24 protein-coding genes are annotated in these 25,352 nt (G+C 67.0%); 18 read left to right on the forward strand and 6 right to left on the reverse strand.

Annotation, left to right across the window (positions count from 1 at the left end; all coding sequences use genetic code 11):
- Positions 1–26 precede the first annotated feature (26 nt).
- From ACIGEP_RS07255 to ACIGEP_RS07265, 3 genes are all read right to left on the reverse strand, one after another.
- A complete protein-coding gene (locus ACIGEP_RS07255) occupies positions 27–1,364 on the reverse strand; it encodes an MFS transporter (protein ID WP_396660918.1) in 1,338 nt (445 codons plus the stop codon).
- A complete protein-coding gene (locus tag ACIGEP_RS07260; protein ID WP_396660919.1) occupies positions 1,361–2,773 on the reverse strand; it encodes an FAD-binding protein in 1,413 nt (470 codons plus the stop codon). The genes ACIGEP_RS07255 and ACIGEP_RS07260 overlap by 4 nt, the downstream gene beginning before the upstream one ends.
- A 217-nt stretch (positions 2,774–2,990) precedes the next feature.
- Positions 2,991–3,989 (reverse strand): cupin domain-containing protein, encoded by a 999-nt coding sequence (locus tag ACIGEP_RS07265; protein ID WP_396660920.1) that lies wholly within the window; start codon positions 3,987–3,989, stop codon positions 2,991–2,993.
- A 54-nt stretch (positions 3,990–4,043) separates the two neighbouring features.
- On the opposite strand from ACIGEP_RS07265, the gene ACIGEP_RS07270 reads away from it, so the two are divergent.
- Both ACIGEP_RS07270 and ACIGEP_RS07275 read left to right on the forward strand, forming a co-directional pair.
- Positions 4,044–4,871: an IclR family transcriptional regulator gene (locus ACIGEP_RS07270; protein ID WP_396660921.1), complete on the forward strand. Its 828-nt coding sequence runs from the start codon at positions 4,044–4,046 to the stop codon at positions 4,869–4,871.
- A gap of 427 nt (positions 4,872–5,298) precedes the next feature.
- Positions 5,299–6,672 (forward strand): FAD-dependent oxidoreductase, encoded by a 1,374-nt coding sequence (locus ACIGEP_RS07275; RefSeq protein WP_396660922.1) that lies wholly within the window; start codon positions 5,299–5,301, stop codon positions 6,670–6,672.
- Positions 6,673–6,714: 42 nt separating this feature from the next.
- Here the strand turns inward: ACIGEP_RS07275 and ACIGEP_RS07280 are convergent, their stop codons facing one another.
- Together ACIGEP_RS07280 and ACIGEP_RS07285 are read right to left on the reverse strand one after the other, a co-directional pair.
- The gene (locus tag ACIGEP_RS07280; protein ID WP_396660923.1) at positions 6,715–7,200 is read right to left on the reverse strand and encodes a hypothetical protein; all 486 of its coding nucleotides are present in this window, start codon (positions 7,198–7,200) and stop codon (positions 6,715–6,717) included.
- 171 nt (positions 7,201–7,371) lie between these two features.
- The gene (locus ACIGEP_RS07285; protein ID WP_396660924.1) at positions 7,372–7,971 is read right to left on the reverse strand and encodes a TetR/AcrR family transcriptional regulator; all 600 of its coding nucleotides are present in this window, start codon (positions 7,969–7,971) and stop codon (positions 7,372–7,374) included.
- A gap of 166 nt (positions 7,972–8,137) precedes the next feature.
- Between ACIGEP_RS07285 and ACIGEP_RS07290 the strand changes: the two genes are divergently transcribed.
- The 12 genes from ACIGEP_RS07290 (at position 8,138) to ACIGEP_RS07345 (ending at position 21,506) form a co-directional block, all read left to right on the forward strand.
- A complete protein-coding gene (locus tag ACIGEP_RS07290; RefSeq protein WP_396660925.1) occupies positions 8,138–8,410 on the forward strand; it encodes a YciI family protein in 273 nt (90 codons plus the stop codon).
- Between the two features lie 43 nt (positions 8,411–8,453).
- Positions 8,454–9,767 carry an NtaA/DmoA family FMN-dependent monooxygenase gene (locus tag ACIGEP_RS07295; protein WP_396660926.1) on the forward strand — a complete coding sequence of 438 codons (1,314 nt, stop codon included), beginning with the start codon at positions 8,454–8,456 and terminating at the stop codon, positions 9,765–9,767.
- Positions 9,768–9,790: 23 nt separating this feature from the next.
- The gene (locus ACIGEP_RS07300; protein WP_396660927.1) at positions 9,791–11,773 is read left to right on the forward strand and encodes a primary-amine oxidase; all 1,983 of its coding nucleotides are present in this window, start codon (positions 9,791–9,793) and stop codon (positions 11,771–11,773) included.
- An 86-nt stretch (positions 11,774–11,859) separates the two neighbouring features.
- On the forward strand, positions 11,860–12,357 hold the full coding sequence (locus ACIGEP_RS07305) for a flavin reductase family protein (RefSeq protein WP_396660928.1): 498 nt from the start codon (positions 11,860–11,862) through the stop codon (positions 12,355–12,357).
- A gap of 20 nt (positions 12,358–12,377) precedes the next feature.
- A complete protein-coding gene (locus ACIGEP_RS07310) occupies positions 12,378–13,817 on the forward strand; it encodes an MFS transporter (RefSeq protein WP_396660929.1) in 1,440 nt (479 codons plus the stop codon).
- The gene (locus tag ACIGEP_RS07315; RefSeq protein WP_396660930.1) at positions 13,814–14,428 is read left to right on the forward strand and encodes a DUF5134 domain-containing protein; all 615 of its coding nucleotides are present in this window, start codon (positions 13,814–13,816) and stop codon (positions 14,426–14,428) included. The genes ACIGEP_RS07310 and ACIGEP_RS07315 overlap by 4 nt, the downstream gene beginning before the upstream one ends.
- 134 nt (positions 14,429–14,562) lie before the next feature.
- A complete protein-coding gene (locus tag ACIGEP_RS07320) occupies positions 14,563–15,972 on the forward strand; it encodes an APC family permease (RefSeq protein ID WP_396660931.1) in 1,410 nt (469 codons plus the stop codon).
- Positions 15,973–16,063: 91 nt separating this feature from the next.
- A complete protein-coding gene (locus ACIGEP_RS07325) occupies positions 16,064–16,582 on the forward strand; it encodes an NADPH-dependent FMN reductase (RefSeq protein ID WP_396660932.1) in 519 nt (172 codons plus the stop codon).
- Between the two features lie 186 nt (positions 16,583–16,768).
- Positions 16,769–17,704 (forward strand): helix-turn-helix domain-containing protein, encoded by a 936-nt coding sequence (locus tag ACIGEP_RS07330; protein ID WP_396660933.1) that lies wholly within the window; start codon positions 16,769–16,771, stop codon positions 17,702–17,704.
- A gap of 209 nt (positions 17,705–17,913) precedes the next feature.
- Positions 17,914–19,008, forward strand: coding sequence for a DNA-methyltransferase (locus ACIGEP_RS07335; RefSeq protein WP_396660934.1), 1,095 nt, complete (start codon positions 17,914–17,916; stop codon positions 19,006–19,008).
- Between the two features lie 133 nt (positions 19,009–19,141).
- The gene (locus ACIGEP_RS07340; protein WP_396660935.1) at positions 19,142–20,284 is read left to right on the forward strand and encodes a hypothetical protein; all 1,143 of its coding nucleotides are present in this window, start codon (positions 19,142–19,144) and stop codon (positions 20,282–20,284) included.
- A 43-nt stretch (positions 20,285–20,327) separates the two neighbouring features.
- Positions 20,328–21,506, forward strand: a complete 1,179-nt coding sequence (locus ACIGEP_RS07345) for a hypothetical protein (protein ID WP_396660936.1) — start codon at positions 20,328–20,330, stop codon at positions 21,504–21,506.
- Between the two features lie 5 nt (positions 21,507–21,511).
- On the opposite strand, the gene ACIGEP_RS07350 is transcribed toward ACIGEP_RS07345, so the two are convergent.
- Positions 21,512–21,793: a helix-turn-helix domain-containing protein gene (locus tag ACIGEP_RS07350; protein ID WP_396660937.1), complete on the reverse strand. Its 282-nt coding sequence runs from the start codon at positions 21,791–21,793 to the stop codon at positions 21,512–21,514.
- Positions 21,794–22,026: 233 nt separating this feature from the next.
- Between ACIGEP_RS07350 and ACIGEP_RS07355 the strand changes: the two genes are divergently transcribed.
- The 4 genes from ACIGEP_RS07355 to ACIGEP_RS07370 all read left to right on the forward strand — a co-directional run bounded on the left by ACIGEP_RS07355 (position 22,027) and on the right by ACIGEP_RS07370 (position 25,173).
- On the forward strand, positions 22,027–22,887 hold the full coding sequence (locus ACIGEP_RS07355) for a hypothetical protein (RefSeq protein WP_396660938.1): 861 nt from the start codon (positions 22,027–22,029) through the stop codon (positions 22,885–22,887).
- Between the two features lie 260 nt (positions 22,888–23,147).
- On the forward strand, positions 23,148–24,029 hold the full coding sequence (locus ACIGEP_RS07360) for a bifunctional DNA primase/polymerase (protein WP_396660939.1): 882 nt from the start codon (positions 23,148–23,150) through the stop codon (positions 24,027–24,029).
- On the forward strand, positions 24,026–24,742 hold the full coding sequence (locus tag ACIGEP_RS07365) for a DUF2637 domain-containing protein (protein ID WP_396660940.1): 717 nt from the start codon (positions 24,026–24,028) through the stop codon (positions 24,740–24,742). Before ACIGEP_RS07360 ends, ACIGEP_RS07365 begins: the two co-directional genes overlap by 4 nt.
- The gene (locus ACIGEP_RS07370; RefSeq protein WP_396660941.1) at positions 24,739–25,173 is read left to right on the forward strand and encodes a hypothetical protein; all 435 of its coding nucleotides are present in this window, start codon (positions 24,739–24,741) and stop codon (positions 25,171–25,173) included. Before ACIGEP_RS07365 ends, ACIGEP_RS07370 begins: the two co-directional genes overlap by 4 nt.
- The last annotated feature ends 179 nt before the right edge of the window (positions 25,174–25,352 follow it).

A 25,352-nucleotide genomic window follows, 5' to 3' on the forward strand; every position in this document is an offset into this window, starting at 1 on the left:
GCGCTCACGAGCCCGCCTCGCGAGGCTCAGGATGTGGCGGCTTGTGCCGTCGAGTTCTTCCCCACCCGTGCGACGTTCGCCAGGTCGGTGTCGTTGTGCTTCGGAACGAAGAGCAAGGCCACCGCCGATACCGCCAAGAGCAGGAAGATGTACAGCACGATCGAGATCTCGCCTAGGCCGCCGGCGATCAGTGCGGAACAGACGAGAGAGGTCGTTCCGCCGATGATCGAGGCGAGCTGGTACGCGATGCTGATCCCGCTGTAGCGGATCTGAGTCGGGAACAGCTCGGTCAGAATTCCAGCGACCGGCCCGTAGGTGAGTCCATAGATGGTGTACATGAGGCAGAAGGTGAGCAGCACGATTCCGAAGAGCCCGGTGTGCATCAGTGGCCACATGAACACCGTCAGCAACGCGAGCAGGCCGATCCCGGTGAGCACAACCGTCCGGCGCCCGAGCTTGTCTGCGATCAGGGACGCGATCGGACCGGCAAAGACGTTCAGGCCGGCCGAGATCGTCGTCGCCAGCAGCATCTGCGCGGCGGTGTAGCCGAGATTCGAGACACCGTATGCGACGAGGAAGCCGACATAGGCCTGGGAGGTCGCGAACATGCCGGCGACGACGAACACGCCGATGATGACCTGCCTCCAGTGCCGCCCGAAGACGACGGCGATCGGCACTCGCACCCGCTCATTGCTCTCGAGCATCGCCTTCATGATCGGGGTCTCTTCGACCCGCAGTCGCAGGAACAGCGCGATGGCGAACATGACAACGGTCAGCAGGAACGGCACACGCCACCAGCCGTCCGCGATCGCATCGCCGGCGAGCCACGCGACGAGCGCGAACACCCCGAACCCGATGGAGTATCCTGCAGACGCTCCCGCTGCGGTTGCCGCCCCGGCGAACGCTCGTCGCTTCGTGCCGCTGTGCTCGGTTGCGAGCGTGACCGATCCACCCCACTCTCCGCCGACGGCGAACCCTTGAACCAGGCGCAAGACAACGAGCAGGACCGGAGCGAGTGAGCCGATGTCGCTGGCAGTCGGCAGCACGCCGATACCGAGCGTGGCGATCGCCATGACGATCATCGTCCAGATGAGCACCGACTTCCGCCCGATCCTGTCGCCGAAGTGTCCCCATACCACCGCTCCGATCGGCCGGGCGACGTAGCCGATGGCCAGCGTCGCGAACGAGAGGATCGTTGCAATCGCGGGTTCGGCCTCGTTGAAGAAGAGCGGTCCGAGAATCACGGCGGAAGCCGCGGAGTAGACCGAGAAGTCGTAGAACTCCATTGCGGACCCTGCGAAAGCCGACCACCAGACTCGGGCCGGGCTGCGGCTCGGCTTCGTTGCCAGAGCACTCGTTGTCATCTGAATTCCTCCTGATTGATGTGCGCCGACAGGACGCCGGCCCTTCGAGCGGCTGACGAGCCAGCCCACTCGCCCGTGATGAACCCGGGACCGATCCCACCCGCGTAGTCCCCCTGTGAGATGCCGCCGATGTCCGAGCCCGCAGCGAACAGACCGGAGATCACTCGGCCATCGCGGCTCAGCACCGCGCCATCCGCATCCGTCTCGATGCCGCCGTACGGGAAGGTGATACCGGGCGAGACCTGCAGCGCGTAATAGGGCGGTGTCTGCGGAGCGCGGCCCTCAGGCGACACGGCCACTCCACGCGACCAGCGACGACCGCCCTCAAGCGCCTCGATGTAGTCGGCAACGGTGAGGCGGAGTTCGGCCACGTCAATCCCCCACTCGCCGAGCCCATCGATCAGCTCATCAAGCGTTTCGGCGACGAGCGTTCGCGCGCCGACCTCTTGCGCCAAGGCGAATCGATCTCCGCCGCCGACCCCGACGCCCGGCACGGGCTCAGCGATCACATCGTTCTCGCGCAGATAGTGATCGAAGATGAGGACGCCTCGCGCCTTCGGCTCGCGCGAGAGCGCCTCGGCCAGGGCCTGGTCCCCGTCCACCTCGTCGGCGAACCGACGGCCATGCAAGCCGACCGCGAGCGTCGAGGTCGAGTAATACTGCGTCAGCGGTCGGAAGTCCTCAGGGCGCCAGCGCGACGTCGGATGGGGGATGAGGTGCCCGTAGAACGACGACGTGCCCAGGCTCGTCGCCGCACCGACCGACCACGCGAGCCTCAAGCCGTCGCCAACGCTGCCTGGGTTCGAGCGGATCAGGAGGCGGTCGGCGTTCGCGCCGATGAACCGCGCAAGCAACTCACGATCGCCCTGAAAGCCACCCGTGGCGAGGACTACCGCAGAGGCGCGGATGGCGAGCACGGAGCCGTCAGATCGCCGCGCCGCAACGCCGACGACGGCGTCATCCTGCTGCAGCAGCTCGGTCGCCGTCGTCTCGTTGAGAACGAAGCCGCCCGAGGCCACCGCGCTCTCGCGCGCTGCCCCCATGAGCGCCGTGATGTCGACGAGGTGGCTCTTGCCACGACCCCGATCCACCGGGATCGGCCCGGCTCGGTAGTGGCCGAGATCACGGATGCGCTGAACGGCGGGCTCATAGTCGTCGAAGAGCTTCTGCTGCTTCGCCCGGTTCCCCAGCGGCACGAGACGCTCGAACCAGTCCATGCTTTCGAAGGTCCAGAAGCTGCCCGCAGAGAGAGCGGCCGAGCCGCCCCAGACGGCCTGTTTCTCGATCATCGCGACCCGGGCGCCGAGCGACGCCGCTGCGAGCGTCGCTCCCGAACCCGCCGCGCCCGACCCGACCACGATGACATCGACGGCCCAGGCATCGACGTCGGTTCCTCCGCATGAGCTCATCGACGCGTTCCTCTTCCTCGAGTAACCGGCCGCGGCGTGCGCCCGGCCCAGACGATCACCCGTTGATCACCTGCTTGCTTCGAGCATTATATGGTCAAACCATTTCGTGCTGCAAGTGGATCGTTCATAAATTGGAGGCGGTTCCGAGCACGATGACGCACCCCGGATCGGGCAGGTTCTCACCGCCGGTTCCGGGGTGCGCCGTTCAGTGAGCGCCTCAGGCGCCGACGCGGTACGCCTTGTTGCGCGTGTCCTCGTGGGCTTCCGCAGCGCTCTCCTCGCGGAAGTACTTGCAGTACTGCTGCAGCGGCTCGTCGCTGATATTGACGAGGATCGCGCCGTCGTCACTGCGCAGCGAGCGGAACTTCCACGCGGGAGCCACGAAGGCGTCTCCGCGCTCGAACGGGATCTCCTGGCCGTCGATCTCGGCAACGCCGCTGCCCTCGATGACGACGAACTGGTGGTTCGACGTGGTGCGGAACTTTTCGGTCGACTCGCCCGGGCGAAGCTGGACGGCGTAGAGCCCGATCGTCGGCATGAGGTCGGTATCGAACTTGATCCGGCGACCGTGGAATGGGCTCTCGATCTCCGCCGAGGCCAGGCGCCCGTGCGTCTTCTCGATGGGGAACACAAACGGCGAGTCACGCGTGATCGTCTCCCACATCTGGAACTCGGTCTCGTCGTCGTACGGCTCGAAGTACATCGGCTCGAGCAGCTGCACGAGCGGGATGTCGAGGAAGTCGACCCAGATGGCCGGCTCCGTACCCTCGTGCCCGTGGCCGTGCCAGTGCATCCCGGGAGTGAGCAGAATATCGCCGGGCTTCATGTCGATACGTACCCCGTTGACGACCGTGAACGCACCCTCGGACTCGAGGATCACACGGCCCGCGTGCGGGGCGTGACGGTGAGTTCGGGCGATGTCGCCCGGCACGACCATCTGGTAGGCCATGACGAGCGTCCGCACCGACGGGTAAATGTTGCCAGGCGCAGGGTTGGTGAGGATGAGGTTGCGGCGCTCGGTGAGCTCGAGGGGGACCACCTCTCGCGATTCGTTGAGATAGCGGTAGGCGTCCGCCGACTTCCAGAGATAGGGCACGAAGCTCGTCTTCGGCTCGGACCACATCGGCGGATTGCCCTGCCGATCCCAGCCCGGTGTGAAGTGGTCGCCGCGCGCCGTTGTGTTCAGCGTGGCGAGTTCGGTTGTTGCAGTACTCATGGGACCCTCCATTGTGTCCATCAGGTGGTCACAGATAACCATGCTGCGGATGTATTGCGCAAGTGGGAGCATGGAATCACCATCCGAGAGAGGAAGCCAGTGGAGCAGACTGAAGCCAGCGCCATCCGGAGCGTGAGCCGAGCACTGTCCCTGATTTCGCTGTTCACGCGGGATCGACAGGAGCTCGCGCTCCGCGAACTCGTCGAGCTCTCGGGACTGCCCAGGACGACCGTGATCCGACTTGTCGCTGCACTCGAGGACGAGGGGCTGCTCTGGGCCGTGGGGACGAACAGCTACGCGGTCGGGCCGGGCCTGCTCCGATGGGCGGATCTCGCCGCCTCCGCCTTCCGAATGCCGGCGGAAGTGCGAGAGGCGCTCGTCGACCTCGTATCGAGAGTCGGAGAGACGGCGAGCATCTACATCCGCGATGGCGAGCGCCGCGTCTGCATCGCGTTCGAGGAATGCGACCAGGTGCTGCGGCATGTGGCCGTGCTTGGCCGGGAGGGGCCGCTCTGGCGAGGTGCGAGCGGTCGCGTCCTCCTGCGGGACCTCGAAGATGACGATCTCGAACGGATGGCCCGTCGAGCCCCGCTCGAGGCCGGGATCGACCTTGCCGATCTGAAGGCCTGGCGAGCATCCGTCGCCGATTTAGGCTTCTCCCTCACGCACAACGAGCGACGGGATGGCCTCTCGGTCGCGGCGGTGCCCCTGATGAACGAGTCCGGTCGCGCCTTCGCCGCGCTGAGCGTTGCGGGACCGACCGGGCGGGTCACGTCGGACCGTAGCGACGAGTTGAGAATCGCGCTGAATCAGGCGAAGTCGGTGATCGATGCGAGTCCCTTCGCGCGATTCGGCCGCTTGGGGGGGTTTGTCCGACATTGACCTCGAATGGTCAAATCATTTAGTCTCGACGTAGGCAACGTCGCCGACGCGCTGGGAGCGTCCTCATGTCGTCGACGGTTAGAGACATGCAGAACAGAGGTGATATCCCCATGACCGGTGCCGAAGCGCTCCGCCTCAGGATTCTTCCGACAGATGGGATGCGCGCCGACCGGCGCTGGTTCGCCGCGGACCAGCGCCGGATGGCTATAGAGGACAACCCTGCTCCGATCCACGACTGGGGGGATGTTCGAACCCGCGTGGCCTATCTCGAGCATCCGATGGGAGCAAGAGGACCCCTGACATACGAAGTCCTCACAGAGCACACGACCGAAACAGGCTCAGTCCCGGACGGGGTCGCCGCGGCCAGTTTGCATCGCCGCCAGAGTTCCTCACCAGAAAGCTCAAGCGGAAAGGGTCAGGCCCAGCAGTGAAGCGAGAATACGACCTCATCGTCGTCGGCAGCGGCATCGCCGGGCAGACCACAGCACTCGCAGCCGCCGAAGCCGGACTCGACACGGTCATCTTCGAGAAGCAAAATGCTCCGGGCGGCACCACTGTCATGAGCGGTGGGTGGTTCGCCTTCACGGGCACCGAAGAGATGGCCGCTGCAAGAGTCGAGGACTCACGCGAAGCGTTCCTGTCCGAGATGATCGAGGTCGGCGGCGGACTCAATGACCGCGAGCTCCTCGAGACCTACCTGGATCATCAGCACGGCACTTACGAGTGGCTCAAGGGCCACGGCGCTGTGTTCCAGGAACTCGACTGGGGCGCCGGCCTGTCGGTGCGGCGCAGCCACTACACGCCGATCGTCGAACTCCTCGACAGGCTTCGCGCGGACTATCTCGCTGCAGGTGGCGAGCTCCACACCAAGAGCCACGTCACCGCGCTTCTTACCGACGGCCCTGACCACGTCACCGGTGTGACCGTGGCGACATCGAACGGGCCTGTCGAGGTCATCTCTCGCGGCGGCGTCGTGCTCGCCACGGGCGGGTTCACCCGCGGCACCGACTTCCTCCGCATCTTCGCTCCGAAGCAACTGCAGGCGCTGCCTTTCGGTGGCCGCGGCAACACCGGAGACGGGCTCCGCATGGCCTGGGCACTCGGCGCCGGGCTCGCAGATATGTCCTTCGTCAGCGGAACGTTCGGCTCGCATCCCGAGACGGGCGATGTCCAGGAACTTCTCACGGCCTTCTACATGGGAGCCATCGTCGTCAACCAGCAAGGCCGCCGTTTCATCGACGAGTCGGTCTCGTACAAGCTCATTGGCAACGCCGTCCTCGACCAGCCGGACGGCCTGGGCTTCGAGATCTTCGACGCAAAGATCCGCGCACAGTCCCACCGCGGCGTGCCGGTCAAGGACATCGACACCCTGGAGGAGAAGGGTCATGTCCTCAGGGCCACCACGCTTGAGGAACTCGCCGAAATCGCCGGCATCGATCAGGCCGGGCTCGTCGCCACCGTCGCCCGCTACAACGAGGCGATCGCCAGCGGTCGTCCCGATGACGTCGGCCGCAACAGTATCTCCAGCGGCGCCGGCGAACTCGTCCCCATCGACGAGCCGCCCTACTACGCCTACCCGGCGAAGTCCCTGCTCACCTCGACCTACTGCGGCATCACTGTCACCCCCGAGGGCGTAGTCCGGACGATCGACGGGCGCACGCTCGACGGCCTCTACGCAGTCGGCGAGATCGTCGGCGGATTCCACGGCGCGGCGTACATTTCCGGCACCTCCCTCGGTAAGGGCGCCGTCTTTGGCAGGATCGTTGGGAACCGAGTGTCTTCCTTGCTCCACGCCCGGTAGGTCGCCGGGCCGCCTCGGTTTCTGACGCCTGCCTGAAGACGGCTAAGGGATGAGGGTTGTCGGGAATGCTGCGGCGGTTGCACCAACATGGGACAGGGCGGTTCGGTAGGAGTGGGCGCTGCCTTCGAGCCGAAACCCGAGATCATGATCGCCGGCGGATCCGATGCGAAGCGTGCGCCCGAGAACGGTGGCACCGCGATCCAGGAGCGCCTCTCCGATCGAGATGCGGCGAGAGTCAGTCGGCGCCTGGTGGCGCTGACCGATCACGAGCGGTATTGCGGCCACGCCGTTGAGCGCGTCAACCGGCAGCAGGCTGAGCGCCTTGCAGATGGAGCGCCTCTCGGCCGTCGGCGTCACCCCGGCGATAACAATGAGGAGGATTTCGCAGCTGGCGAGGGCCCGTTCCAATGGTTCAGGGGCGGTCTCACGGAGGACGGAGTGCTCATCACCCTCATCCGGCAGGTGGCACAGTTCGGTTTCGTGCTCTATCCCGGCAAGCAGCGCCCGCGCGAAGGTCGTGGCGATCATGGACGTGTCGTCGCTCCCTGTGGGATCGTCGATAACGACGGCGACTCGGATCACGCTGCCTCAGCGCCAGACATGCGCCGCCCTCCGCTCGAATAACAGTGCAATCGCACTATTGCCGCTGAGTCAACCAGGCTCATGTTTCGGTCGTGGCCGTCGAACGTTTCGTCGCAGTTACAGATCCAGATCGCGGACGTACGCCCCGAGAAGCCGCCGCATGGCGCTCACCTGTTGCTCGATCCGGGGGAGCTGGGCTGGCCCGACCATCGCATACTCGTAAGCGATCCCGTCGCCGAACGCCATCAACAACTGCACCAGCTCCTCATCGGGGTTAAGCCCGAGATCGGCAATGATCGTCCGGAGGTTGTCACTGTAGGCCTCTTGGTGCCGCGTGACGACCTCCAGAAGGGCGGGGTGTCTCCGAGCCTCGAGGAAAACCTCCGTCTGGAACGCCGATTCTTCCGGATAACTGCGGAAGGCCCCCTCGAGTTCGTCGAAGACGGAGGCGATCGATGTAGGGCGGCCGACGTGGGACAACGTGATCGAGACACAGTGCTCCAGGGCTGCTCCGAGGATGTCGGGCATCGTCGGGAAATGATGTTGCAGACTGCCTTGGCTCACTCCCGCCTCGGCCGTCAGCGACCGCGTCGTCAGTCGACTCAAACCATCTCGCGCGACAAGTCGGATCACCGCTTCGATGAGAATCTGCCGACCTTCTCCGTAGGGGATTCGGGTGCGTTTGTCGATGTCGCTCACTGCCGTCTCGCTGCCCATCACGTTCACCTCGTGCGTCCTCTCGAAACCTCAGACTACCGTCGGGCGCTTGGGCGGCCCAGGGACGATCGGTCCCGAACCGCCCTGTTTCTGTCGCGTTACGGGCGTGTAAAAGGTTGAATAGTGCGCTTGCACTAATCTCTGATTCGCCGTGAGACTCATCCGCATGTCCACGAAGTACGCACTGATCTACCGTCCCGCCCCCGACACCGACGAGCTCGCCGGCCAGCACTTCCAGGCTCACTTCGGCCTCTACCAGCGGTTCCTTGCCGAAGGACGGATCGAGGCCTTCGGCCCGTTCGAGCCGACCAGCGAAGGCTCGCTGGCGATCTTCCCGACCAGGGAGGACGCCGAGGCCTTCATGACGGAGGACCCGTTCCTGAACAACGGCGTGATCGCCGAGCACACGCTGCGTACCTGGAACGCCGTCACGGCCTGATCCGTTCACGCGACCCGACCCCACCCACGAACACGGAGCATCCATGACCCACATCCCCTTCAACCTCGGCCTGTTCGCCTCCTTCGGCCCGCCGGCCTGGCAGGCGCCGGACGACCGGCTCAACGGCGGCGACTGGTGGACGGGCGAGTTCCTCGTCGACGTCGCCCGACGTGCCGAGGCGGCGAAGTTCGACTTCATCTTCTTCGAGGACACCTCGACGGTCACGACCGTGCTCGGCGGCTCGATGGATGCCGATCTGAAGAACAACATCTACGCGCCCAAGCAGGATCCGTTGCAGCTGCTGCCCCTGCTCGCCGGCGCGACTGAGCACCTCGGGCTCATCGCCACCGCGTCGACCACGTTCTACCCGCCGTGGATTCTCGCGCGCTTGTTCTCGACCCTGGACAGCATCTCGAGCGGCCGCTCCGGCTGGAACATCGTCACCAGCGCCGACTCCGAGGCGGCGCTCAACTTCGGCATGGATGACCTGCCCGATCACGCGACCCGGTACGCGATGGCCGACGACTTCCTCGACGTGACGAAGAAGCTCTGGGGTGCCTGGGAGCCCGGCGCCGTGGTGCGCGACCTGGCATCGAACACGTACATCGACCCGTCGAAGGTGCGCCACGTCGACCACGAGGGCCCGTTCTTCAAGGTGCGGGGCCCGCTCAACACCGTGCCGTCCCCGCAGGGCCATCCGCTGCTCGTGCAGGCCGGCTCCAGCCCCCGCGGGCGCGACTTCTCTGCCAAGCACTCCGAGCTGATCTTCGCCCCGACCGAAGGAGGCGTCGCCGGCATGAAGGCCTTCCGCGACGACATCCGCGAACGGGCCGCCAAGTTCGACCGGAACCCCGACGACATCAAGATCATCTTCGCCTCCTTCCCTCTGTTCCTCCCCGAGGGGGTCACCCTGGCGGATCTGCCGGAGCCGACCGATGACGAGCTGATCTACTCGATGGCGTTCCTGTCCGCCACGCTCGACACCGACCTGTCGCAGTTCGACCTCAACGAGCCGCTGCCGGCCGACCTCACGCCGCGGGGTCACACCGGCCTCTTCGTCGAGATGCAGGAGGCCGGCAAGCGCGGTCAGTCGCTCCGCGACAGCATCAAGGCGTTCCGTGAGGGCAACGGCCTATCCCTCGTCGGCACGCCGGAGGAGGTCGCCGAGCAGATGGCGGCGGCGATCGACGAGGTCGGCGGCGACGGCTTCATGATCATCACCTCCAACATGCTGACCGCCGAGTACCTCGACAACATCACCAACCGGCTCGTGCCCGCCCTGCAGAAGCTCGGTGTCACCCGCACGGAGTACGTCGAGGGCGCCACGCTGCGCGAGCAGCTCGGCCAGATTCGCTGAGATCCCGAGAGGAAAACTGTCCCATGACCATTGAGAACCCCGTCGCGACTGCGGTCGCGCACCCCCTGGAGCCGATGACCACCGCGGAGATCGCCCGCTTCGGCGACGTCGTCGCCGCCGCCGGTCTCGTCAACGAGAACGTCCGCTTCGGCTACGTGCTGCTGCGCGAGCCCTCAAAGAGCGATGTTCTGGCCTGGCAGCCCGGCGACCCGATCACCCGGATCATCTCCGCCGTCGTGCTCGATGTGAAGACGCTCGTGCAGCATTTCGTCGCCGTAGACGTCACCGCCGGCGCCATCATCGAGCAGCGCGAGATGGAGCCCGCGACGGAGGGGTGGGCGCCGTTCCTCGATGAGGAGCTGTTCGCCACGCAGGAGATCATCATGTCCGACGAGGCGGTGATCGCCGCGCTCGAGGCCCGCGGCCTGCCGCTGGACAGGATCCGGTGGATGGCGCTCTCGGCCGGGCACTTCGGGTACGAGGACGAGGTCGGCATCCGTGCCGCCCGCGCCACCGCGTACATCGCGCCGGAGCCTGAGAAGGACATGGGCACCCTCGCCGAGTTCTTCGGCACCCCGGTTGAAGGCATCGCCGTGCACCTCGACCTCACGAACTTCAAGGTGTTGCGCGTCGTGGAGACCGGGCACTTCCCGCTGCCGGAGAACACCCGCAGCAACTTCTTCGACCCCGAGATCCGTGGGACCGAGCGCACTGGCACCGGCCTCAAGCCGATCGAGATCACCCAGCCGGAGGGCGCCAGCTTCATCCTCGACGGGCACGCGATCGAGTGGGACAAGTGGAAGCTTCGCATCGGGTTCACCGCCCGAGAGGGTGTCACGCTGCACCAGCTCAGCTACGACGGCCGGCCGATCATCTACCGTGCCTCCGTCTCGGAGATGGTCGTCAACTACGGCGAGCTGAGCCCGATCCGCTCCTGGCAGAACTACTTCGACAACGGCGAGTATCAGTTCGGCCGCAATGCCGCCTCGCTCGATCTCGGCTGCGACTGCGTCGGCGAGATCACCTACCTGCCCGCGGTGTTCGCCGACGACTTCGGCCAGCCGACGGTGCGCCCGAATGCGATCTGCATCCACGAGGAGGACTTCGGGATCGGCTGGAAGCACACCGATCCCATGACGCAGATCAAGCAGGTGCGCCGCCAGCGCCGCCTGGTGATCTCCACGTTCCTCAGCGTCGGCAACTACGACTACGGCTTCTACTGGTACCTGTACCTCGACGGCAAGATCGAGCTCGAGGTCAAGGCCACCGGAATCGTCTACACGTCCGGGGTGCGCGACGGCGACTACCCCTTCGCCCCGCAGGTCGCACCGGGCCTGGGTGCCCCCGTGCACCAGCACCTGTTCAATGTCCGCCTGGACATGACCGTCGATGGCATCAACAACGCCGTCGACGAGATCGACGTTGTCGCAGTCCCGAAAGACCGCGACAACCCGTGGGGTGCCGCGTTCCGCGCCAAGGAGACCCGCCTGCACAACGAGCGCATCGCCCAGCGCTACACGAACCCCGACGCGGGCCGCGTGTGGCGGATCTCCAGCACCGAGACGGAGAACTACCTCGGCAAGGCGCCGTCGTACGTGCTGCACCCCAAGGGCGGCCCGCTGCTGATCACCCCGGAGGACGCGCCGATCACCAAGCGGGCCGTGTTCGCGACCAAGGCGCTGTGGGTCACGAAGTACGACCCGACCGAGCTGTGGCCCGCCGGGTACACCCCCAACCAGCACCCGGGCGGCGCCGGCCTGCCCACGTACGTCGCCGACAACGAGAACATCGACGGCGAGGACATCGTGCTCTGGCACACCTTCGGCTTCACGCACATCCCCCGCGTGGAGGACTGGCCCGTCATGCCCGTCGACTACTCCGGATTCACGCTCACCCCGAACGGGTTCTTCGAGCGCAACCCCGTCCTGGACACGCCGGACCCGCACGCCGACGCCGCATGCGCGGTGCCAGCCGAAACCGGCCACGACGGACATCACCACCACTGATGACCGCCGGTGTCGGGCGGGCGGCTTCGCCGCTCGCCCGACACCGACCCTTCTCCTCGCAGATGACTCTCCCCAGGGACGACCACATGACCACCGCAACCGCACGCGTGCTCGACGCTCAGGACCTCCGTCGGGCATTCGCCCACTACCCCTCCGGCGTCGCCGCCTTGTCCGCCCACATCGACGGCGAGGACCAGGTGCTCGTTGCTTCCAGCTTCACCGTCGGAATCTCGATGAGCCCCGCGCTCGTACTGTTCGCCGTGCAGCACAGCTCGACCACCTGGCCGCTGCTGCGTGGTGCGTCACGGCTCGGGATCTCGGTGCTCTCCCAGGAGCACGCACCGCTGTGCCGGCAGCTCGCATCGAAGGATCGTGACACGCGGTGGCAGGGGGTCGACGTCATCCGAACGCCGGGCGGTGCCATCCTCCTTGAGGGCGCGGCACTGACGTTCGAGAGCACCATCCACTCTGAGTTCACCGCGGGCGACCACGACGTGATCGTCCTTGAGGTCTCTGAGATCACGACCAACGATCACATCGAGCCGCTGGTCTTCCACGGCTCCCGCTTCCGCGCCATCGCCTGACTTTCGGAGCTCACCGAGTCATGACGCAGACCCTCGCCTCATCGTCGCTCCCGCCTCGCACCGCCTACCGTTTTCGCTGGGTCGCGCTCGCCGCACTGCTGGCGGCCGAGGTCATGGACGTGCTCGACACGACGGCGGTCACCATCGCTGGTCCCGCGCTCGAGCGAGAGCTCGGCGTATCCGGCGCTACCCTGCAATGGATCATCGGCGGCTACGCGCTCGCGATCGGGGCCGGGCTGGTGCTCGGTGGACGCCTCGGCGACAGATTCGGCCGGCGCCGCGTCTTCCTCATCGGAGTCGCCGCCTTCACCCTCGCCTCCCTGCTGTGCGCGCTCGCTCCGGGTGCCGGATGGCTCGTCGCCCTCCGACTGATCCAAGGGGCTGCCGGTGCTCTGATCCTCCCGCAGAGCTTCGGCATCATCCGAGTCATCTTCCCGCCCGAACAGCGTGCGGCGGCGCTCGGCACCATCGGGCCGGTGATGAGCCTTGCCAGCGTGCTCGGCCCGGTGATCGGAGGACTGCTGCTGCAGGCCGACCTGCTCGGCACCGGCTGGCGCGCCATCTTCCTCATCAACATCCCCGTCGGGCTCGCGGTGTTCGCGCTGGCCTGGCGGCTGCTTCCCGCAGAGCAGCCGGACCGTACTGCTCGCATCGACATCACGGGCGCCGTGCTGCTGGTGGCCTCCTGCACGACGCTGGTGTTCCCACTCATCCAGGCGGAGCAGGCCGGCTGGACGATCTGGTCTTGGGCATGCCTCGCCGGCGCACTGGCTGGATTCGTCGCGTTCGCCGCCTATCAGCGGCGTGCCGCGGCCCGCGGCCGCGCCTATCTCGTCGTGCCCTCCATCCTCAAAAAGCGCGCCTTCATCGTCGGCGTGCTCGGCACGCTGCTGTTCTTTGCCTGCCAGGTCGGCACACAGCTTGTCCTCACCTTGCACCTCCAGCTCGGGCTGGACTACTCAGCAGGGGCCGCCGGCATCGCAGGGATCCCCTTCGCGATCGGCATCGCCATCGGCGCGGCGCTCGCCGGCGCGGTCCTGGCCAAGCGCCTGGGGCGCCGAGCACTGCTGCTCGGCGCCTCGACACAGGCTCTCGGCACCGGAAGTCTCATCCTCTGCCTCGCCCTCCCGCTTGGCAGAGGCATCTGGCCCCTCGTTCCGGGCCTCGTCCTTGCGGGCGTCGGCGCAGGAATCGTGTTGGCCACGCTCTTCGATCTCGTCGTCTCTTCCTTCGAGGACAACGAGGTCGGATCCGGATCAGGCATGCTGTCCGCCTCGCAGTCCATCGGCTCCGCGATCGGTGTCGGCGCGTTCGGCTCGATCTTCTTCACGGTGACCGCGAGTTCCGCCTCCGCGTCCGGCTTCATTGCAGCACTCGTCGCCTGCGCCGTCATCCTTGTGCTTTTCGCAGCCCTCACCTTCCTGCTGCCCAAGGCCCTGCGAAACGAGGAGACACCGTGACGATCGCGCTCGCCGTCGTAACATCGCTGATCTTCGCCGGCACCAGCCTTTGGTGCCTGTTCCGTCTCGTCACGCGCGGCTCCGCGCTCGCCGACCGGATACAGGACCTCGGGCATCTCGTCATGAGCTTGCTCATGATCGCGATGCCCTGGAGTTGGCACCCGCTCCTGCCACCGCTCGTGTCGCTGGCAGCCGTCGCCATCATGTGTGCGACGACATTCGTCTCAATGCTCCTCCATCGCGTCCAGAGACGTCGAGCGGCGGGGTGGGCGGTGCCGCCCCGGCTACTCTGCGACGTGCTGATGAACACCACGATGATTTGGATGCTGATCCACATGGTCGTCGGCACAACCGGCTCAACGGTCGGCACGGTCGAATCGGAATCTCATCATGGGCACCAGGGCACGGGCGGCGCGACGCTCATGGAGACAGCTCCGATCATGCTCGGCGCGCTCCTCGTCGTCGCGACGGTGGCCTTCGTCATCGCAGGGGTGAAAAGAGCCCGAACTGCGTCGCGCCCAAGTCGCCCTGCTGAACACGCGGGAGCCACGACAAGCTATGCGGTGATGAGCGCGGGGATGGCGCTCGGCGTGCTCGGAATGACGATCTGAGATCAAGAACGCTCTCACTTGAGCACCGGGAGACTTCGCTGATTGTTACAGGCCCGTAAAAGGTAGATTAGTGCGCTTGAACTAATCTATTCCTCGGCCCAAGACTGTGACCCACATCACAGGAAAGGTCACCAATGAGCGCAACACGATCGGCCGCCGAGCCGTCCACCGGCACCTCACTGCAAGGCGCAGAGCCCGAGCTCGCCAAAGGCAAGATCAGCGCGGGCCAGGCACTGTTCTTCGGGCTCACCGCGCTCGGCATCGCGTCGGTCATCTCCGGCTTCGGCGCCACGCTCGTCGTCGCCTCCGGCAACAGCTCCTGGCTTGCGATGATCATCGGCGCCGTCGTCGTCTTCCTCCTCGGCTTCATCGTCGTGCGCTTCTCCAAGCGCCACCTCACCACCGGGTCGATCATGTCCTACCTCGACCTGGAGATCGGACCGCGCGCCGGCGTCCTCGGCGGCGCTGCGCTGTTCGTCGGATACATCGCCGTCATGATCCTCTTCGTCGGCCTGTCGCTGATCTTCCTGGTCAGCTTCCTCGGCGGATTCGGCATCGATATGTCCAGCACACCGCTGCAGGCCCTCCTCGGAGCCGTGCTCGTCGCAGGATGCGTCCTGCTCGCCCGCTGCGGTGTCACCGTCTCGGTGAACACCTCCATCGTGCTCGGCTGGATCTGCGTGCCGTTCGCGATCTTCATCCTCATCGCGGCCGTCGTCCACAGCGGCATCGACTTCACAGCACAGCTCAGCCTCGAAGGCTTCAGCCTAGAGACGTTCATCCCCGGCTTCATCCTCGCCTACGGCGCCTTCGCCGGATTCGAGGGCTTCACCGCGCTCGCCCAGGAGACTGCCGACCCGCGCCGCACGATCCCCAAGATCGTCATGTCGATCATCGCCGTCATCGCGGGCGTCGGCATCGTCTCCGTGTTCCTCACCGTCCCGATCATGACCGCCAACATCGACCAGGTCCTCGCCGGAGCATCACCCCTCTACCTGCTCTCCCAGGTCGGCCAGGTCGGCGGCCTCGGAACCTTCACCGACGCGCTCATGTTCCTCGCTTCCGTCGGCTCACTCCTCGCCTACATCACCGATGCTGGGCGCATCTTCGGCACCGCCGGACGCGACGGAATCCTGCCGAAGTCGCTCGGCCACATCCACGAGAAGCATCGGACCCCTGCACGAGCGATCGCCTTCGTGGGAACCTCCGGCATGCTCGTCTTTGTCGCCTACCTCCTCATCACCGGCGAGCCGATCTACCTCGCGTTCGTCAACTTCGCTCTCGTCACCTCCTACTCCTGGTCCGTCGCCTACCTCGCGCTCACCTGGGCCGGCGTCGTCGACGGGGTGCGTACCCGCAGCCCGTGGTTCACCACGGGTTCCATGATCGCCGGTCTCGTCGTGCTCTTCGCGCTTGTCATGAGCGTGGTGAGCGGCAACATCGCCGTCCCGATCGTGACCCTGGCGGTGATCGCCGCACTCTGGATCGCGGGCATCGTCTCGCGCCGCAGCGTGAGGGTGACCGAAGCATCCGAGACGCTCTGATGAGAGCGACGCGCGGCCTCGAGCAAGCTTCGTTCGAGGCCGCGCACCCCTCCCGCCAGAACACGAGCATTCGCAAGAACAGGAGATCCTGATGAAGGTCGTCGCTGTCGTCGGCAACCCGAAGCCGCGTTCACGAACGGCAGACGCTGCCGCCCTGCTTGCGCGCGCGCTTGGCGCAACGCAACTGACGGTGCTCGAGCTGAGCGAGTTGGGGCCGGCGCTCTTCACCCCAGACGATCGATCGGTTTCGAGAGCCGTCCGTGACGTCCAAGAGGCCGACGTAGCCATAGTGGCTTCGCCGACGTACAAAGCGACTTACACGGGTCTGCTCAAGCTCTTTCTTGATCGCTTCCCGTCAGGCGACGGGCTCAAGGGAGTCGTGGCAATTCCGCTCATGCTCGGTGCCGGGCAGGCTCATGCGCTTGCTCCTGAAATCCACCTCAAGCCCGTACTGGTCGAGCTCGGTGCTATCTGCCCGACGCCGGGGCTGTACCAGCTGGATTCGAACTTTACCGATCCCGCGACAGTTTCTAGGTGGACCGAGGCTTGGGGCGGCGTAGTCCAGACCATAGCGAGCGCGCTACGAGAACGAACGGTGGAGTCACGCTGACTCGCTCTTCTTCGTGCGATCTCCTCCGGCGCGGGCATGTCGATCCCGTCTGCAGATCGGCAGTCTGTCTGCGCGCATTCCTTGCGCCCGATGGCCGAATCTGGTGCTCTCTGGTCTCTGGGGAGATCGCTCTGATTCCTCGGAGGAGAAGTGAGTGCCCCGGCAACAAGATTCGCGGCGCTTGACGTGAACTACCGTCACAAACCAAACAAGACCGTGACCGTCTGTCTCTCGAATCGGGCGCTATTCGACGGACTTTCGTTACCTATATCGGTGACGGATCTCCATGCCGACCAGCCTGCAAGATTCTTCACAGAAAGCATGCAGGTCGCGTTTGTGACGGCGGGCTGGTCGAGACTCGGGTACGCGGATCAGGAGGAAACTCTTTCGCCAGGAAGCGTTCTGGTGCTTCCTGGGAATGTCTGGTTTTCCGCGAGACCAGTTGGCTTTGTGCGGACCACCTCCATCTATCTCGATGCGGAATATCTGCGGGTGCATCTCCGCTGGCTGCCGAGCACCAATCCGCTGGTGTACCGCCTTCGGCTTGCAGAAGTCGATACCCGACCGAGCGTGATGAGTATTGGCGAAGAAGGTGTGCGTGCTTTGCAACCGAAGCTCAGCGTGCTCGCGGCCGTGTCCCATACTCCGACGAATGAGTTCGCAACGCTTGCCCGCGTCGCAGATGCATTCGACGCACTGGCGACGCTGATCGCTCGTAACGGCGTCATGGCCGCTGCTCGTTCAATCATTCCCCGAGAGCCGGTTGTGCGTGCGGTAAGGGCACTCCACGGCAGGCTGGAGCATAGGTGGAGCGTTGGGGAGTTGGCTCGAGTTGCAGGCCTCTCCGAGTCTCAGCTCTCGCGGCTGTTCCAGCAGGATCTCGGCACGAGTCCGGCCGCGTACTTGTGGGAAGCACGAACGGACCGAATTGCGGAGCTTCTCGCCTCGACTGAAGTCACCTTCGCCCAGGCCGCAAGCCAAGCAGGCTGGGCGAGCGTGTCAGCAGCCGGCCGAGCGTTCAAGCGCCGATATGGTCAAGGCGCGAGGTCTTTCGCGTTCAACGCCAGAGCCAGAGACCGCTCGTCTGCGCTTCGCGATGCGCCTGATCTCCTCGATCGATGATCACGCAGGGCCCGGCGGCTCGCTCCCTCGTCGATTGCCGATCGTGTGGAGCACTTGGAGTGGGGCTCGGGCGTCCGCTGGGTCGACGGCGGAAGGGGTGATCGGGAAGCGGCGGCGTGGGTGCTCGGCGGGCGTCCGGGTGGGCGTACCTGGCTGGCACGGGTTTCGTCGGGCAACGGCGGCGAACATGCTCTGAGAGCAGGTACTCCATGCCGCACGAGGTTCCGCATGCCTACGGGGCCGGTGATCTTCCTGTCGAGATCGACCGGGACGGAGCGGTCATCCTGGGTGGGGACTCTGTCGCGGTCCTTCCCCGACTGGCCGCCGGAGTGGCGGATGCGCTGGTGACCGATCCGCCCTATGGCCTGGAGTTCAACGGGCACGCGTGGGACGGAGCCGCGGGGTTCGCGGAATCACTGCCGGACATCGACCTGTCGACAATGACCGGGCCGGAGGTGTTCGAGTCGTGGTGCGCGGCGTGGGCGCGCGGCGCATTGCACGCGTTGAAGCCGGGCGCGCACCTGGCTGCGTTCGGCGGCACCCGCACGTGGCATCGGATGGTGCGCGGGATCGAGGACGCGGGATTCGAGGTGCGCGATCAGATTGCGTGGCTGTACTCCTCGGGGATGCCTAAGAGCATGGATCTCGCGTATGCACTGGACAAGCGCAACGGGGTGCTGCGCCCGGACCGGGTGGTGCAGGAGTCAGAGCTGGAGGGAGTGCTGGGCGCGACACGTCGTGTCGTGCAGCAGGGCGCACCGGTCAGCGAGGACGCGAAGCAGTGGGCGGGCTGGGGAACCGGGTTGCGGCCGTCGTTCGAACCGATCATCATCGCCCGTAAGCCCGTCTCGGGCACGGTGGTCGATAGCGTGCTGACGCATGGTACCGGGGCGTTGCACATCGACGCGGCACGGTTCGGTGAGGGCCGGTGGCCGGCCAATGTGGCGCTGGATGGCGCGCAGGCCGAGGCGCTGGATCTGCTGACCGGCTCTTGGCGCGGAACGCCGGCCTCGAGTCGGTTCCCGATCTTCCGTTACGAGCACAAGGCGCCGGGATCGGAGCGGCCGCGCGCGTTCGGGGTTTCGCATTCGACGGTGAAGCCGCTGTCGTTGATGCGGTGGCTGGTGCGCCTGCTCACCCCGCGGGGCGGCCTTGTGCTGGAGCCGTTCGCCGGCTCGGGTGCGACGGTGGAGGCGGCGCTGGAGGAAGGGATGCGGGTGGTCGCGATCGAGAAGGACGCGAGCTTCGTCCCGCTGATCGCCTCACGCATCGATCGCGTCGCGATGCGGCACGCCGACCCCTGACCCGCCGGCCGGGCGAACACCCGGAGTGGGTTGAGAAGACCGCGGAAGGAAGCGACCATCGAACGCTCGTGAGCGGCGCCTACCTCTGTGATGTGCGCGAGGCGTGCGCACCAGAGAGGTAGGAGGGACCATCATGGCGGAGCTTCCCGATGACGGCGACCGTGGCGAGCTGTGGCGCGTGCGGGTACCGGTCGTGTTCGAGATCGCCGCACGCTCATGGGCGCAGGCTCGCGGGATCGTCGATCAGGCGCTCACCTCGAGGTCTATCGGAGCGCTGGCCGCGACCGAGGGACGCGAAGGCATCCGCGGCTGGTCGCATCAGGAGGACTCCTACCCGGGGTTGAACACGTCGGCGTCCACGCAGCAGACGTTCCTCGCAGACCTGACCACGATCGAGGTGCTCCGCACGCTCGTGGAGACCGAGGCGCAGGAGCCGGGCACGCTGCGCGTGCTGACCGATGCGGAGCTGCAGCAGCTGCGCATCACTTTGGCTGCGGCGGACCGGTACGTGGAGATCCCGAACCCGGAGTACCCCGAGTCCGATCCGCTGTTCGCCGGCCACGCCAGCGAGGCGGCGCCCGAGTTGCCCGACGGGTTGTACGAGGGCAAGGACTTCAGCGGGCGGCCGGTCCGACTCGCTGTGGGCCCGTCCCGCCTGAGCCCGCTCGGGCGCACGGCCGCAACTCTGCCGGTGGGCAACGTGGACTCCCGTGCCTTGGCCCAGATCGCCGAGGCGCTGCAGGACTACGACCGCACCCAGCACCCGTCCGCCGCACTGGAGCAGATCTCCCACCTGGTGCGGGCCGCAGGTCACGACGGCCTGGACTCCCGGGAGCTGCTCGCCAACCGCGCGGCGAGGACGCGGCCGCAGGTCGTCACGGTCGGGGTGATCACGTGGACCGATGACCCCGACGTCGAGCCCTCGATCCTCATCGGCTCCCGCAGCACCGATCTTGCCCGCCGTGTCGCGACCCAGCTGTACGAGGAGCTCGCCGAGTCCGAGGCCTTCGCCGGCGGCCGCGAGTTCATCGACAAGCACACACCGATCCAGCAGTGGAACACCCCCGAGGATGTCGATCAGTGGCTCGAGGCTCTCGCCGAGGAGACCCCGATGCCGCGGGCGACCATTACCCAACTGCCCGTCGCCGACCTGACCGGTCCCGGTGGGCAGTACGAGCGGGACCTGTCCTACGCGCTCGCCCGCCGTGCCTCGCAGCTCGCCGCGGGAGAGGCAGCTCCGTCTCGCTCGGACGCCGGGCCGGCACGCGAGCTGTGACCTACCTGACCCTCAGCAACCACGGTAGGACGAGGAGCACACCGTGACCGAATCAGAGCAGAATTTCACCATCCCGGTCGTCTTCGAGGTCGCCGGGACGACGCGGGAGCAGGCGGCACAGGTGCTGCACACGCTGCTGTCCCGAGCGGACCGCATGTTGACCGACGCTGCACCCCTGCGCGAGCTCGGCGACGTCTTCTACCCGCTGGAGGATCGATGGTTCCCCGAGGCCGGGTTGAAGCACATCGACGGGAACAGCCACGCCGACCTGCGGCTGCGAGAACCGCACGCGTTCGCCGACATCTATGCGGAAACCCCCGTGTTCGACATGCTCGCCGAGATCTTCCCCGAGGAGCCGGACCCGGATGCGTTCCGTGATGAGCACGGTGAGGTCGATGAGAACGCCTACGGTGCGGCGTTCGACGAGTTCACCGAGCAGGCACTGGACATCGCCATGTACCTGCGGCGTCCCACCTACCTCCTCGAGCGCGTCGAGGAGGTCCAGCGGCTACGCGAGGGCATCGCGGCCCTGCTCCAGGAACACCCGTTGCCGGCGGAGCCGCGCCGCCAGGACTACCTGGTCACGATCACACCCGGCTACGAGGGCGAGATCGAAGGAGCCCGTTACGCCTGGGACCACACGCAGTGGCAGGCAGACTTCAACCGGATCGCTGAGGCCCGCGAGCAGCGGCTGCGCCTCCTCCTCGACACCGACACCGTGAACGCGACCTCCTCACCGCCCAACCATCGCTTGGCGCCAGCTCAGCAGGGTGAGGGAGCCGAGCCAGAGACGAACGCGACGACGCGGTCTGCTCGATCGACCACACCGGCCGTCGACGCCTCGCCTGCGCCTGCCCGCCCATCCGCAACGAAAGAGCTGTGGACCTACCGCGTTCCAGTTGAGTTCGAGGTCTCCGCGCACACCGCAGACGAGGCCCGCATCCTGGTCGACGACGGCCTGACTGGCGACGCTCCCGCAGGAACACCCGCGGCCGTCCAGCGGCGGCAACGTGTACTGGCGGATGGCGACGTGCACGGAGTGCTCGGCTGGCGCCACCTCGGAAACCACGACACACCCCCGGCGCCCTCCTCACGCCTCGAGCGGGGAGCGCTGCTGTCAGACCTGCTGCGCGATCGCAGTCACCGGCTCACCGGGCACGAGGCCACCGGTGACCCGGAGGCAGACGGCCGCGGACTGCACCCGGATCAGCCCGGCCGGTGACCCGGCTACGTGTCCGGCCACTCGACGTCGCGTCCGGACGGGAGCAGCTCGGCAACCTCGAGCTGGAGTGCCTGCGCCAGGCGCACGAGCATCTTCAGCGAGGGGTTGGCCGGTGACCCCGGCTTCCAGAACCCGCGTTCGAGCTGCTGGTAGTGCGTGCGGGTGAGACCGGCACGGTGGGCAAGGTTCTCCTGCGTGATATCCAGCGCGATCCGCCGACGCTGCAGTTCGATTCCGAGGTTCTTGGCGTACTCCTCCCAGGACGAAGGCGCAGTGGAGGAGGGCATCCCTCTACGCTGACGAGCCTGCCGCGCTCCCGTCAGCCAGAAATATCCGGCATAATCTATCTGGCTTCGAACGGCGGTGTCTCAGGCACGTCCCCGGCTGGGCGCGGTGCGTTGCGTCAGGCCACCTGGGTGCGGGGCTCGGCCGGTTGCCCCGCGCACCTTCCCTGCGCACTGGTCAGCGCCCCGGAGGACCTGCAGGGTCGCGTCCGGGCATCGCAGGAGGGACGAAACCCATGAGCGACACCGGCGACACGCCACCCCTGGGATACACCCCGGACCCGCTGGAGCATCACCGCGTCGTGATCGAGTTCGACGTGGTCGCCCGCTCCGCGGATGAAGCCGCCTACATCATGCGCGAGACATTGATCGAGGACCTCGCCGCACCCGACCAGGACCTGCTTGCCGATGGCGACTGGCTTCTCGGGGAGCCGTTCGACGACGACGTTCCGGGCATCCGCCGATGGAAGCCGGCCGCGCCCGAGCCGTGGCTGCCCACGGACCTGCTGGCGCTGCAGACGCTGCGCGCCCTGGTCGATCCGGAACGATCCGATGCGTCGTCCCCGCTGCTGGCTCCCGAAGAACGTGCCCGGCTCGCCGAGATGCTCGACGCCGCCGACATCGATGTGATCGTGCCCGATCCAGACGCGCCGGAGGAACCACCGATCTACGAGGGCCCAGCCTCCGACGCGCACAACTGGATCCCTGCCGGCGTCTACGACGCCACCGGCGCCGACGGGCAGGGGCAGTTGTGGGTCGTCGTCGGGAGCGCGCCAAGGGGCAAGACACTGACGGCGTCGGCCGCGTTCGCACACGCGGGCGCGGACAGGGACGCTGTGGCGATGAACCAGATCTCCGCCGTCCTGGACCGCCTCGAGGTGGGGGCCTCCGCACTACGCGCACTCGACGCGATCAGCCAGATCGTGGTGTCCTCCGGACGTCCCGGGTTCGATGTCCACGGCCGGAGCGGAACGGACACACCGCACGAACACCGAGTGAGCCTGGGAGACTTGCTGGCTCGCCGCGAACGCAACGTGGACGGCGACGATCCGCATCCCGGGTCCGGCAGGTCGGACGCGCCCGGTCGATCACTCTAGGCCGGCGCACGGGCGATCGCCGGGATCGTCGGGAAGATGCCTGGGCCGCGCGTGTTCATTGCTCAAACACGCATCGTCGGACGAAACGCTGGACGGAACTTGACGATCGAGGTCCGATCGGTAGACGCCGCACCTGCGTGCTCGAGGCAACCAAGGCCCTGCGTCGAGGCCAGGCTAGCGGCTCCGGGTTACCGGCTAGTGACGCGCACCTGACTCTTGCAGTTCGGCGCTCGTCGCCTGAGCCGCGGGAGGAGGCGAACATGATCGAGACGCTGCACGAGACCCTGAGCGCCGTGCGTGCGCATGACGGCACCCTGCGTGAAGCCGCCCTGATGTATGCGGCTGCCGGCCTGGACGTGTTCCCCTGCGTCCCGGGCGGCAAGCAGCCGCTGACCAAGCGCGGATACCGGGACGCGACCACCGGCGCACGCCGCATCAGAGGATGGTGGGCATGGAAGCCCGAGGCGAACATCGGCATCGCCACGGGACACGGCCTGGACGTGCTCGACATCGACGTGCATGCCGGCGGCGACGGCTACCGCACCCTCGAACGCCTCCACCGCGCGGGTATGGTCCCCGGAGCGCTCGCCGCGGTGCGCACACCGTCCGGCGGCACGCATCTGTACTTCCCCTCCGATCCCGACCGGCCACAACAGACGTGGTCCCGCGGCACGCGGCACGTCGACTTCCGCGGCACCGGCGGCTACGTCCTCGCCCCACCCTCGACGGTGATCGATCAGGGCAGGCGAACGGGATACACGATCCTCACGCTCAACGCGGAACCGCGCCCGGTCGACGGCGACCGGATCCGCGACCTACTCACCCCCATCCGCCCCCGCGTCACCACACCACGAAGCGACGCAGCGTCACGGGGCGGCGAAGAACTGACCCGCTGGCTCTTCGGCGCGGCCGAGGGCAACCGGAACGCCAGCCTGTTCTGGGCATCGTGCCGCCTGGCCGAGCAGGGCTTCGACGAGCAGGGCATCCACGATCTGCTCGACCGGCCCGCGCTCGCCGTCGGGCTGGGTGCCCGGGAGATCGAGGCGACCATCCGATCCGCCTGGCGCACCATCCAGCTCACACCCGCGGCCGATGACGGGGGCCGATCGTCCAGTGCGATCCGGGGAGCCGTGCGGCGATGAGCACGCCCGCCGCGCCCCGCACCGCCCGTCCGGCGGATGCAGGCGTGGCCGGGCCTGGAAGCGGGGTGCCGCGACTGGTGGTCGCCAGCAGCGTCACCGGCACCCTGGTGCTCGCGCTGGGCGCGTTCTGGCTGTCGTTCACCACGCTGCAGGACCTGGCGATCATGGCCGGCATTCCCGCCGGGCAGGCGTGGGTGTGGCCGCTGATCGTGGACGGGGTGATCCTCGAGGCCACCATCTCGGTCGTCGCGCTGCGCAATCAAGCACCGGCCGCGCGCCGCTACGCGTGGCTACTGCTGGCCTCCGGCGCCGGCGTGTCCGTCGCGGCGAACATCACCCACGCGATCGTCGCCGCCGACGCCCGCGTGCCCGCGGTGGTCGCGGCACTGGTCGCCTCGGTCCCGCCCCTGGTGCTGTTGGCGATGACCCACCTGACCGTCGAGCTCACCCGCAACGCCGCCCCCACCCGCAGCGACGCGACACCGCCGGCTCGTGAGGATGAGCGCGCCAAGCCGCGGCCCGAACGGACGCGGCCAGTGTCCGCGGGGCGGGAGCGAGCGCGCGGCGATCGGGAGACGCGGGAGCAGGCGGCGCGGCTCGCAGCCGACGGGATCTCGAAACGGCAGATCGCGGCGCAGCTGGGCAAGCATCCGACCACGATCTGCCGATGGCTGGCCGTACCTGACGAGGACACGGAAGGAGACCCGTCATGACCGACCCCACATCCTCTGATCCCGCAGGCAGCGGGAACCCACCCGACACCGAGCGTCCAGGTCCGGAGCGTGCCGACACCGAGCGTCCAGGTGCGGAGCGTGCCGACACCGAGCGCCCTAATACGGAGGGCGCGCACGTGATCGCCCGCCACGGCGACCCGAGCGTGGGCCGCATGCCCGCACCGGCCGGACACCCGGAGACTCATGTGGAGTGGGTGCGTCCCACCGACATGGCCGCCCGTGCCGGCGCGCGGGTGATGGAGAAGACCGCGGACGTGAACCAGGACGTTCACGAGCTCGTCCGCCAGGCTTCGCGCGACGGCGCGGCCCGCATCCGCCGTGCGCTGTCACACCGCGAGGCGGATCTCGTCACTGATGCATCGACCAGCCCCGCGCGGCCCGTGCTGGGCAGGCAGGGGGTGAGCCGGTGACCTCTGCCTGCCCGGGCAGCCACCCGACGCCCGGCCCCGCATCCATCTCCTGACAGACCACCTCGCCGCCGCCTGATCGCGGCGGCACTGCGGACCGCGATAGCACGGCTGTGCGTCGCGGCGCGGCTCAGTGACGCCTGAAACGAGCGCCCCGCATGGAGGCACATGCCACCGCTGAG

Origin of the sequence: Microbacterium sp. NPDC077663, assembly GCF_044542795.1 — a bacterium.
GTDB lineage: Bacteria > Actinomycetota > Actinomycetes > Actinomycetales > Microbacteriaceae > Microbacterium.

Bases quoted from the DNA above. Each gene is read 5' to 3' on its own strand.
- ACIGEP_RS07325 (WP_396660932.1), top strand. From the start codon at position 16,064: ATGAAGGTCGTCGCTGTCGTCGGCAACCCGAAGCCGCGTTCACGAACG.
- ACIGEP_RS07340 (WP_396660935.1), top strand. From the start codon at position 19,142: ATGGCGGAGCTTCCCGATGACGGCGACCGTGGCGAGCTGTGGCGCGTG.
- ACIGEP_RS07255 (WP_396660918.1), bottom strand. From the start codon at position 1,364: ATGACAACGAGTGCTCTGGCAACGAAGCCGAGCCGCAGCCCGGCCCGA.
- ACIGEP_RS07290 (WP_396660925.1), top strand. From the start codon at position 8,138: ATGTCCACGAAGTACGCACTGATCTACCGTCCCGCCCCCGACACCGAC.
- ACIGEP_RS07365 (WP_396660940.1), top strand. From the start codon at position 24,026: ATGAGCACGCCCGCCGCGCCCCGCACCGCCCGTCCGGCGGATGCAGGC.
- ACIGEP_RS07370 (WP_396660941.1), top strand. From the start codon at position 24,739: ATGACCGACCCCACATCCTCTGATCCCGCAGGCAGCGGGAACCCACCC.
- ACIGEP_RS07310 (WP_396660929.1), top strand. From the start codon at position 12,378: ATGACGCAGACCCTCGCCTCATCGTCGCTCCCGCCTCGCACCGCCTAC.
- ACIGEP_RS07355 (WP_396660938.1), top strand. From the start codon at position 22,027: ATGAGCGACACCGGCGACACGCCACCCCTGGGATACACCCCGGACCCG.
- ACIGEP_RS07260 (WP_396660919.1), bottom strand. From the start codon at position 2,773: ATGAGCTCATGCGGAGGAACCGACGTCGATGCCTGGGCCGTCGATGTC.
- ACIGEP_RS07335 (WP_396660934.1), top strand. From the start codon at position 17,914: ATGCCGCACGAGGTTCCGCATGCCTACGGGGCCGGTGATCTTCCTGTC.
- ACIGEP_RS07360 (WP_396660939.1), top strand. From the start codon at position 23,148: ATGATCGAGACGCTGCACGAGACCCTGAGCGCCGTGCGTGCGCATGAC.
- ACIGEP_RS07295 (WP_396660926.1), top strand. From the start codon at position 8,454: ATGACCCACATCCCCTTCAACCTCGGCCTGTTCGCCTCCTTCGGCCCG.
- ACIGEP_RS07350 (WP_396660937.1), bottom strand. From the start codon at position 21,793: ATGCCCTCCTCCACTGCGCCTTCGTCCTGGGAGGAGTACGCCAAGAAC.
- ACIGEP_RS07280 (WP_396660923.1), bottom strand. From the start codon at position 7,200: ATGATCGCCACGACCTTCGCGCGGGCGCTGCTTGCCGGGATAGAGCAC.
- ACIGEP_RS07300 (WP_396660927.1), top strand. From the start codon at position 9,791: ATGACCATTGAGAACCCCGTCGCGACTGCGGTCGCGCACCCCCTGGAG.
- ACIGEP_RS07320 (WP_396660931.1), top strand. From the start codon at position 14,563: ATGAGCGCAACACGATCGGCCGCCGAGCCGTCCACCGGCACCTCACTG.
- ACIGEP_RS07285 (WP_396660924.1), bottom strand. From the start codon at position 7,971: ATGGGCAGCGAGACGGCAGTGAGCGACATCGACAAACGCACCCGAATC.
- ACIGEP_RS07265 (WP_396660920.1), bottom strand. From the start codon at position 3,989: ATGAGTACTGCAACAACCGAACTCGCCACGCTGAACACAACGGCGCGC.
- ACIGEP_RS07305 (WP_396660928.1), top strand. From the start codon at position 11,860: ATGACCACCGCAACCGCACGCGTGCTCGACGCTCAGGACCTCCGTCGG.